General features: G+C 34.8%; 9 protein-coding genes. 3 read left to right on the top strand and 6 right to left on the bottom strand.

Annotated features, from left to right (window positions below):
- The 3 genes from N2201_06540 to N2201_06530 all read left to right on the top strand — a co-directional run.
- Window positions 1-316, top strand: a 316-nt coding sequence (locus N2201_06540) for a phosphomannomutase (protein ID MCX7785862.1), incomplete at its 5' end; no start/stop codon positions are given.
- A gap of 21 nt (window positions 317-337) precedes the next feature.
- Window positions 338-1,066 (top strand): tRNA 2-thiocytidine biosynthesis TtcA family protein, encoded by a 729-nt coding sequence (locus N2201_06535; protein MCX7785861.1) that lies wholly within the window; start codon window positions 338-340, stop codon window positions 1,064-1,066.
- 120 nt (window positions 1,067-1,186) lie between these two features.
- Entirely contained in the window at window positions 1,187-1,621 is a 435-nt protein-coding gene (locus N2201_06530; GenBank protein MCX7785860.1) for a hypothetical protein, read from the top strand.
- Between the two features lie 354 nt (window positions 1,622-1,975).
- Here the strand turns inward: N2201_06530 and N2201_06525 are convergent, their stop codons facing one another.
- The 6 genes from N2201_06525 to rpsO all read right to left on the bottom strand — a co-directional run bounded on the left by N2201_06525 (window position 1,976) and on the right by rpsO (window position 9,641).
- On the bottom strand, window positions 1,976-3,433 hold the full coding sequence (locus N2201_06525; GenBank protein ID MCX7785859.1) for an MFS transporter: 1,458 nt from the start codon (window positions 3,431-3,433) through the stop codon (window positions 1,976-1,978).
- A gap of 69 nt (window positions 3,434-3,502) precedes the next feature.
- Entirely contained in the window at window positions 3,503-4,678 is a 1,176-nt protein-coding gene (locus N2201_06520) for a glycosyltransferase family 4 protein (GenBank protein MCX7785858.1), read from the bottom strand.
- 82 nt (window positions 4,679-4,760) lie between these two features.
- Complete coding sequence (ala, locus tag N2201_06515) at window positions 4,761-5,747, bottom strand: alanine dehydrogenase (GenBank protein MCX7785857.1); 987 nt, start codon at window positions 5,745-5,747, stop codon at window positions 4,761-4,763.
- A gap of 49 nt (window positions 5,748-5,796) precedes the next feature.
- Window positions 5,797-7,101, bottom strand: a complete 1,305-nt coding sequence (locus N2201_06510) for an insulinase family protein (GenBank protein ID MCX7785856.1) — start codon at window positions 7,099-7,101, stop codon at window positions 5,797-5,799.
- A gap of 92 nt (window positions 7,102-7,193) precedes the next feature.
- The gene (gene pnp / locus N2201_06505) at window positions 7,194-9,329 is read right to left on the bottom strand and encodes a polyribonucleotide nucleotidyltransferase (protein MCX7785855.1); all 2,136 of its coding nucleotides are present in this window, start codon (window positions 9,327-9,329) and stop codon (window positions 7,194-7,196) included.
- 39 nt (window positions 9,330-9,368) lie between these two features.
- A complete protein-coding gene (gene rpsO / locus N2201_06500; GenBank protein ID MCX7785854.1) occupies window positions 9,369-9,641 on the bottom strand; it encodes a 30S ribosomal protein S15 in 273 nt (90 codons plus the stop codon).
- Between the last annotated feature and the right edge of the window lie 209 nt (window positions 9,642-9,850).

The following is a 9,850-nucleotide window of genomic DNA, read 5'->3' as shown; positions in this document are numbered from 1 at the left end:
AAAAAGTCTTTCGGAAATGGTTGCAGAAATTCCTTATTATTATTCAACTCCAGAAATCCGCGTTGATTGTCCTGATGATTTGAAGTTCCAAATTACCAATGCACTTAGAGATTATTTTAAGATGCAAAATCACGAAACAATCGATATTGATGGTGTTAGAGTTCTATTTTCTGATGGTTGGGGGTTAGTTAGAGCATCTAATACCCAACCCGTCTTGGTTTTAAGATTCGAAGCCAAAACACCTGAGCGTCTAAATGAGATTCAGCAGATTTTTTATGAGCAATTGAGTAAATTTGATGGTGTTAAATTATCCTAATTATCTGCTTCTTTGTCTCTAATGTTTGATAGGTGGCTTTATAAGAGAAGTTTTTCTTTATTTAAAAAAGCTTTAGAAGAATATAGTCTATTACAAGATAAAGAAAAAGTTTTAGTTGGTGTTTCGGGTGGTGCAGATAGTATTGTGCTTGCGCATCTTTTCAGTGTTTATAATCTACGCAGAAATAAAAATTGGAATTTATTGGCAGTTCATATTGACCCAGGTTTTCCAGACTGGAATACAAGAAAGATAGTTAAATTTTTTGAAGAAATAAAGATACCATACATAATATCAAAAATTGATGTGCCGAAAAAACTTGCCCAGATAAATAAAAGAAAGCAAAAATATTGCTTTTTCTGTTCACGGCAACGAAGGAAGAGATTATTTGAGATTGCTGACCAACAAGGAATTAAAAAAATTGCATTAGCACACCACTTAGAAGACGTTAACGAAACTTTTCTATTAAACCTGTTTTATGCTTCAGAAATAACAACTTTTGTTCCGAAACAAGAATTTTTTCAAAATCGATTTTACATAATTCGTCCGCTATATTTCTTTGACAAAACCCTAATTTTGAATTATCTTAAAGGACATGGACTACGACCAATTAACAATCATTGTCCTTATGAGAATATCGGCGAAAGAAACCGAATTCGTAAATTTCTTAACCAGTTATATAAAAAAGACCCCAGAATAAAAACTAACATTTTCTGGGGAATTAAGAATATTAAGATTAATTACCTGCCATGAATATAATCAAAAAAGTTTATCTCAGTAATATATCAATCAATGCTAAAATTGTCTATAAATATAAAAATGTTGATGCACGTTATTTACTGAAAAATGTAAAAAAGTATTCAAGGAGAAGCGATGAATAATAAAAATCATTCTCGGATATTTTTTGTAGTTTCGTTTATTTCCTTAATCATCAATTTAGCACTTCTTGCCATTATTGTTGCGATGTCAATTGCCCTGAATCAACATAAGCGATTAGGTGTCGAATTTAAAGTAAAAGTTGAGCAACTTGAAAATAAAGTGGCTGACTTAACACCTACTTATACTGCAAAGCAAATGACGATTTTGAAGACTTTAGTAAATAATCCCGAAATTGCCAAACTAATCAGAACTAAACCAAGTTTAGGTGGCAATTGGGGGTGTTGGTCAGAGAAGAATGTTAAATTTCTTACCGAAGATAAGCTTTTAATACTTTATGACGATGGCCATATGATGGGAGCAATGGTAGTTCGGGTAAAAAACCCTGAAGATATCAAAACATGGCGAGTATTGTGGAATACTTTATTATAAATAAAAAATATGAATTCTGTCAGTCGTTATAATAGATTAACTCAATGCTTTACATAATATTTCCTTTCATAATTACATTATTAATTTTATAAATTATATTTACAAATTGGAACAAAAAAGTTTTTTTTCAATAATCTTTAATAAAAATTGTTTATATTTTGATACTTTTAACAATATTGGCTGCATAGATATTAAAAAGTTTGAATTGACCAAAGTTTAGATAATATAATTTATTACTATATGCTAATAGAAAAGTGTATATTCAAAACTGCCCCAAAACGATTCTATTACAAAGATAAAATGTTTAGTAGCAATTAAAAAATGTGGATATTTTTATAATATTAGTGTCTTTTTCTATCGTAAAGTGCGGTTAGTGTAACCTTTTTTAATCAAAAAGAGTCCGATTATACTAATTATAACAACTAAAGTTCCAGTAAAATACATTAAATGTTGATTAGAGAAAAAGTTGGTTAATTCGCCTACTATTAAACAAGCCAATCCAAACGATAAATGTAACAACCATTCACGAGCCGAGAAAATTCTTCCCCGCACTCCATCCGGAACCGTTTCATGTAATATCGTATCTTGAATAATAAATATTGGTGAGATTAAAAGCCCGGCTCCAAACGCTAACGGCAATAAAGCAATAAAACTATTTAATGATGGAATAAGGATTGTAATTATTCCCAAAAGTAAAAAAGCACTAATTATCATATATTGTTTATTAGTACGGTGACCAATTAATCCAAAACTCATTGAACTTAATACTAATCCCACCGCCCCCGCCGCAGCAACAAATCCGACACCTTTAGTTCCGACGCCGAAGCCTAAATTCGTGTTAGCACTTTGTATAAGAGGTACTAATAAAACAAAAGCGGTTGCCCCAATGATAACTAATAAAAAAATTGTGGCAAAAACGAAAAGTACCTTAGGGGTACGACTAATATATTTAAATGCTAATTTTAATTCTTCAATTGTTTTCTTTTCCTGTATGTGCGCTGACGAAATCAAAGGTCGGAAATCGGGAATTTTTTTTGCTGAACGCAATTCTTCGGCTTGGAGAAATTTTTGACCAAAAACATTAGTTCTCATAGCAATTAATATCAGCCCTAATACAGAGAAACAATAAGTTAGCGCATCAAGATAAAATCCTGCACTCCAACTGTACTTGATACCAATTTTATGCCAGGCCTGCCAATCAACGATTAAACCACCTAAAAACATTCCTAAAAATGTTGAGATTCGGCCAACGAAGTTCATAAATGAGTTTGCGGCTAAAAGCCGACGTTTAGCAACTAAATTAGGAATTATTGATAACCGAGCGGTGTTAAAAAAGAGTCCAAACAAAAACACTAAAAAGGCTATGGAATAGACTAAATAGAGACTGCCAGTTCTAATAACGATTAACGGTATTAAGAAAACCATTATTGCTCGGCAACTATCACAAAAAATTAGTACCTTGAGTCGATTCCACCGGTCAACTAAAACCCCTGCTAACGGGCCCAAAAGTATAGTTGGCAAAGTAATAATTACAGATAAGTATGAAATCGCCCGCGCACTCTGCCAACCGTATTGTTCTGAATAGAAAGCAATCATTGCTAATAAAGCCATATAATCAAGTTTATCACCAAAAAGCGAAATCGCTTGAGATAGACTGAAAATCATAAAATTACGGAGCTTGAGAACCGAAAGAAAATGGCTCTTTTCTTTATATCGATATGTGTTAGTTGTTAATTGGCTAATAGTGGTTTCTGGTGTATTGGATAAATTATTTAATTCTTGCTCTTCAATATCGTTGTGTTTATTTACCATTACCTATTCCGACAATCAATTTATACAATATTTACAATAATGTAGATAACAAATATAAATAGTTATCAATTAAATTGCATATCGTCGTTTATAATAAGGATATTGTTGAAATAATTCCAGATAATAATCTTCGACTTGTCGGGCAACTCGCTCCCAAGAATAATTCAAAGATTTTTTATAACCTTGTTCACCCATTTTTTTTGCTAATTCGGGATTTTTTAAAATCTTTAATAATCGGTCTGCAATTTCTTCTGGACATTTAGGCTGGACTAAAAAACCCTCTTTGCCATCCTCAATGATTGTTCGGTAACCAGGAATATCTGATGCAACAATGGGTTTACCACAAGCCATTGCTTCTAACAGCACAATACCAAAACTTTCATAACCGATTGATGGAGCGCAGAAGACATCACAACTTGCATAATAACGCGGTTTTTCTTCATCCCGAATTAAACCAGCAAAATATATGTTTCCCTTAACTTCTTTGGCAATGTATTCTTGATAGGCATAGCCTAAAACGCCAGCCCCGACCACGATGAGTAAAATTTCCGGAATTTCTTTTTTGACTATGGGTAATGCTTGTAAAAGATATTTTAGTCCCTTGCGAGGTTCAAATCGGCCTAAAAACAAAATTTTCGGTCGCTTATCGAAAAATTTTTCTAATCGTGGGACTGATGGATTATATAATTTTATATTGACGCCATTCGGAATAATCCGACATTCTCCAGAAAAATAATACATATTAGAGTCTCGAGCCGAGGAAGAGACTGCAATTTTTCCGTGTAGTTTTCTTATATACGGTAAAAGCAGTGGTCGGAAAAATAAATAATTCTTATCTTTAGGATGCGTTGCGTGGAATGTGATAACATTAATTGCCGAAGAATGACGAATTGCCAGGATTGGTAAAGTGGGCGCTAATGAGCCATGAATATGAATTATATCAAAATTCTCTTTTTCAAAAAATTTCTCAACCTTATCCGAGAGACGCCAGCCAATGGTTAAACGAGCAAATGATTTATTGGCGCGAATAAGCAGGGCATCCCCGATACGGTAAACAAATTCTTCGTCGGGTAAATACGGCAGGGATTTAACAAGCCGAGCACTAAATCGGGCAGTTAAAATCTTAACTGTATGTCCATGTTCACGAAGTGTATGCGATAAATTATAAATATGTTCCGGAATACCTCCGATATACGGAAAATAAGTATCAGAGACCATACAAATCTTAAATCGATTAGTCTTCATTCGAAAGATAAAGAACTAATAAGTGATGCTATTTAGTGTAAACGCTATTAATTAAACAAGTAAGTAAAATTCTAATTAGATATTAGATTAAAGTTAGTTCGACACCTAAATCCTTAGATTTCGCAATTTTATAAACTTGGAATGCAGTAGTTAAATCTTGAATGCCAAGGCCGGTCGAATCGAAAATCGTGATTTCTTTATCATTGGTGCGCCCTTTTTTCTTACCTGCAACAATATCACCAATCTCACAATAGATATTTTTTTGAGTAATAATCTTTTTAGATAACGGAACATTAATCTCTCCGGAATGACTTGCTTGTTCCCAATCGTCAATAACAATTTTGCTTTTTAGTAATATTTTAGGGTCAAGTTCTTGTTTACCTGGAGCATCGGCGCCAATGGCGTTGATATGAGTTCCGGGTTTTATCCATTCTGCCATAATAATTGGCTTTCTAACAGGTGTTTGGGTTGAGATAATATCTGCATCCGCAACACATTCTTTTATTGATTTGGCTATTTCAAATTTTACTGGATATTTTTTCAGGTTTCGGCTGATAAATTCCCGGCACAATTTTTCTACGATGTCATAAATCTTAACTTTGGTAATTTTTCGTACCTTCGTAATCGCGGCAAGTTGGGTTTCGGCTTGAACGCCGGCACCAATTAATGCCAATACTTTTGAATCTTTTCGTGCTAAATATTTAGATGCCACACCTGATGAGGCTCCGGTTCGCATCGTTGTGATCCAAGTACCATCAAAAATTGCTATTGGACAACCATTTTTTGGATTAATCAAAATTACGGTCGCCATCACACTGGGTAAATTATATTTATGGGGATTATTGGGATGAACATTCACAATTTTAACGCCAGAGATATCAAGTCGAGGAATATAAGAAGGCATAACTCGGATATCACCATTATACTTTTCATAAAAAAGATACATTTTCGGTGGCATCTGGGCGGTTCCGCGGCCTTTTTCTAAAAAAGCTAGTTCTACTGCTTTTATCGTATCAGACATCGTCAAGATGTTTTTTATTTCTGCTTCATTCAGAAATAGTATTTTCATTTTTCCTCCTTAGATATATTTTGCATTATTTTTGCTAAAAGATATATTCTCACTTAACGCTATTGCTAATAAAAATATTTTTAGGAAGACAATCAATTTTTCTTATCTCTTGTTCATTAATTGGACCGACAATACCGCCGGCAAAATTAATATTAATCACATCGTCAATAATATCATTGACCTCGTCTAAACTAAGTCGTGTATATTGGTCAAGCGATTCCTTGATGGATACAACACGATTGAGTAATAATTCATTTTTTCCGATACGCATCATACGGGACATAGGATTTTCTAATCCTAAAACTAAATTACCTTTACAAAAATTTATTGCCAGTTCCAATTCCTTTTGAGATAATTTCTCTTTCTTTAATTTTTTGTTCTCTTCAAAAATTATATTTATGACCCGGCTTAGATTTTTATTGTCTGTGATAAAATATAGACCCCATACGCCAATATCGACATATAGGTCACCAAAAGTAGAAATTGTGTAAACTAATCCTTCTTTTTCTCGAAGCCGTTGAAATAATCGAGACGACAAAGAACCACCTAAAGCGGTATTAATTACCGACAATGCGTATTTTCGTTCATCTTGATAGGAAAAGGTAATATTCCCCAATACACAGTAGACTTGATTTAAATCATTTCGTGGTTGAATTCCTAAAGCATATTGCGACTTAGGTGGAGTCAGGCATTGTCTGTGGGAGACATCTTTAGCCGATAATTCGGTTAACTTTGATTGGAACTTGCTGACATTTTCTTCATGCGCAACTTTTCCCACAGCCACAACACAGATTTTGGTATTAAGATGATTGTTACGGTAATATGAAACCAAATAATCACGATTGATAGTTTGAATTGAGTTCAATGTGCCTGCGATTTGAAAAGAGAGCGGGTGTTGCGGAAAAAGTGCTTCAAATAATAAAGAAAATGCAGCGTCTGAGGGGTCTTCTTGGCTTTCTAATATCTCCTGCACGATAACGTTCTTTTCTTTTGCCAATTCTTGTTCATCAAAGACCGAATCCGTAATGATTTCACATAATAAGTCGGCCATGAAATCAAAACACGAGTTATCTACCAAAAAACGAGAATATACTCCCGTAATCTCTTTAGAAGTAAACGCATCAATAATACTACCTCGAGATTCTACTAAATAAGAGATATCAGTTGCCGATTTGTTTTTAGTTCCTTTAAGCAGCATATGTTCAATAAGATGGGTGATACCCTGATTATCTTTTTCTTCGTTTCTTGAACCTTGATAAAAAAATATTCCTAAGGATGCGGAATTGAGATATTGAACTTCTTCAGTGATAATTTGAATATTCCTATTAATCTGTGTCTTTTGTATGTTTTCCATTTAAAGTTTACATTTGAAGTTCTTCATTTCAAAAGGCAAATTTCCCAGTGGTTTATACACAAAAATATTTTGTAGGTTTTGGAAGACTAACATTAATATCTTTCGCGACGGTTAATTCGCTCTTTATTATCACAACCAGATTCTGCCTTTCGTTTAGAAAGATTAACTCGACCCAAATCATCAATGTCGGTAACTTTAACTCGAATACGGTCGCCAACTTTCACCACATCTGAAACATTTTTTACTCGATAGGGTGCAAGTTGGGAAATATGGACTAATCCTTCTTTGCCAGGCAATATCTCAACAAAAGCGCCGAAATTGGTAATTCTTTTCACGACTCCGGTATATATTTTACCTACTTCAACTTCTTCCGTAATTTCTAAAATACGGTCACGGGCTTTTGCAAGTTGCTCAGCACTTGGTGCGGATATAGTTACTTCTCCCGAATCTTCAATATTAATTTCCGCACCGGTCTCTTCAATAATTTTCCGAATTACTTTGCCACCAGGACCAATGACATCGCCAATCTTTTCTTTTTTGATTTTAAAGGCAGTAATTCTTGGTGCATATTGCGAAATACTTGTGCGGGGTGCCTCAATCGTTTTAGACATAATGGATAAAATTTCATAGCGGACTCTCGTGGCTTCAGCAACGGCTTGTTCTAAAATCGAGATCGGGACGCCGGTAATTTTTAAATCCAATTGGATTGCGGTAATACCATTTTTGGTTCCTGCAATCTTAAAATCCATATCACCGTAGTGGTCTTCGGCGCCAATAATATCAGTTAATAAGACATATTTATCTTCTTCTTTTATTAATCCGATTGAAATTCCTGCGACAGCATTTTTTATCGGAACACCGGCATCCATGAGTGATAATGAAGCGCTACAGACAGTTGCCATTGAGGATGAACCGTTAGATTCTAAAATATCAGAGACGACCCTAATCGTATAAGGAAATGTTTCTTCCGGCGGTAAGACTGGCTCTATCGCCCGTTCGGCTAAAGCGCCATGGCCAATTTCTCGCCGGCCCGGCCCTTTCAGTGGTCGAACTTCACCAGTGGAAAATCCTGGAAAATTATAGTGAAGCATAAATGACTTTGATTCTTGCCGCTCAATATCTTCAACAATTTGTTCATCCGATTTTGTGCCTAAAGTAGTAACTGCAAGGCATTGGGTTTGTCCGCGAGTGAAAATGGCTGAGCCATGTGTTCGAGGTAAAATCCCAATCTCACAAGTAATCGGCCGAATCTCATTTGCAGTGCGACCGTCTAATCTGATACCGGTAGTGAGAATTCTCTGACGCATATCGGCTCGAAGTAAATCGTCAACGACTGCCATCACTTTGGGTTTACAATTAGGATAAATTGCTTCCAGTTCTTCCGATATTCGATTAACTACTTCAGCAATTGCAGATTGTCGTTGTTCTTTATCTTGAATGTTATTAGCATCACAAATTCCAATTTGTAATGCTTTATCTAAAATAATATTTTTTAATTCTTGTTCTTTGGCTAATTTTGCTTTGGGTAATAGTTCCTCAATATCAATTTTAGGTTTTCCCACAGCATTGCGCAATTCTTCTTGCATTTCAATAATTTTTTGAATCTCCGGTTGGGCAAACTTTAATGCAGCGATAAAATCCTCATTGCTGATTTCTTTCGCTCCTCCTTCCAGCATAACGATTGAATCTTTGGTACCACAGACGATTAAATTTAGTGTGGCTTGGTCTTGTTCGGACAGCAAGGGATTTATGATAAAATCGCCATCAATTTTTGCAATTCGGACTGCCCCAATTGGAGTCGTGTAAGGAATTTCTGAAATCAGAAGTGCACTGGAAGCACCAATAATACCCAAAAAATCTCCTTCGTTTTCTAAATCACTGGAAAGTAAAAAGCCGGTGATTTGTGTTTCGTTATTATATTCTTTTGGAAAAAGTGGACGGATTGGACGGTCCATTAACCTTGAAACCAAAATCTCTTTATCTCGAGGCTTTCCTTCGCGCTTAAAAAAACCACCGGGAATTTTACCTGCAGCGTAGGTAGGTTCTCGATAATCGACGGTGAGTGGTAAAAATTCCTGTTCTATAGATACTTCTTTATTATAAACTGCACTAACTAATACAATCGTATCGCCATAACGCACCAAAACACTACCTGAAGCCTGACGAGCCAAAAGCCCGGTTTCTAATATCAATTTTCGTTTATTAATCTCAATCTCAACCTTCTTCATCTTTTTAATTAACCGAAGTATCTAGTTTCGTTATCTTTATCATATGCCGCGCAAGCCCAGTTTTTCTACAATTGCTTTATACCGTTCGCGATGATGTTGATAAAGATAATTCAGATGCCGGCGACGTTCATTAACCATCTTGATTAAGCCCCGTCGAGAATGCTTATCTTTTGGGTGGGCTTTAAGATGTTCAGTTAATAAATTGATTCTTTCAGTCAAGATAACGATTTGAACCTCAGGTGACCCTGTATCGGTTTCATGTAACCGATATTCGCTAATTAACTTTCTCTTTAATTCTTTAGACAAAGCCATAATGCCTCCCAGCGCAATTAATTTTTTTTAAATGGGAAAGCGTATCATCCATTTCATAACATAATTTATAAAACATATACCATTAATCTACATATTTTTTCTAATTTGTCAACAAAAATATTTTGAAATCTCTGAATAAATCAATTTTCCTCAGGAATACATGGAGGTTGTTGAAATTTCTCAGTCTTTTGCTAGTTCAGATGTTTTTT

The sequence above is a fragment of the candidate division WOR-3 bacterium genome (assembly GCA_026418155.1).
Taxonomy (GTDB): Bacteria; Hydrothermota; Tepidihabitantia; order Tepidihabitantales; family CAIPLT01; genus JAOABV01.
Note: the sequence above shows the minus strand (reverse complement) of the source record. Positions and strands in the feature narration are given on the sequence as shown.

Excerpts from the sequence above, each read along its gene's own strand:
- N2201_06535 (MCX7785861.1), top strand. The coding sequence starts at position 338 with ATGTTTGATAGGTGGCTTTATAAGAGAAGTTTTTCTTTATTTAAAAAA.
- N2201_06530 (MCX7785860.1), top strand. The coding sequence starts at position 1,187 with ATGAATAATAAAAATCATTCTCGGATATTTTTTGTAGTTTCGTTTATT.
- N2201_06525 (MCX7785859.1), bottom strand. The coding sequence starts at position 3,433 with ATGGTAAATAAACACAACGATATTGAAGAGCAAGAATTAAATAATTTA.
- N2201_06520 (MCX7785858.1), bottom strand. The coding sequence starts at position 4,678 with ATGAAGACTAATCGATTTAAGATTTGTATGGTCTCTGATACTTATTTT.
- ala (MCX7785857.1), bottom strand. The coding sequence starts at position 5,747 with ATGAAAATACTATTTCTGAATGAAGCAGAAATAAAAAACATCTTGACG.
- N2201_06510 (MCX7785856.1), bottom strand. The coding sequence starts at position 7,101 with ATGGAAAACATACAAAAGACACAGATTAATAGGAATATTCAAATTATC.
- pnp (MCX7785855.1), bottom strand. The coding sequence starts at position 9,329 with ATGAAGAAGGTTGAGATTGAGATTAATAAACGAAAATTGATATTAGAA.
- rpsO (MCX7785854.1), bottom strand. The coding sequence starts at position 9,641 with ATGGCTTTGTCTAAAGAATTAAAGAGAAAGTTAATTAGCGAATATCGG.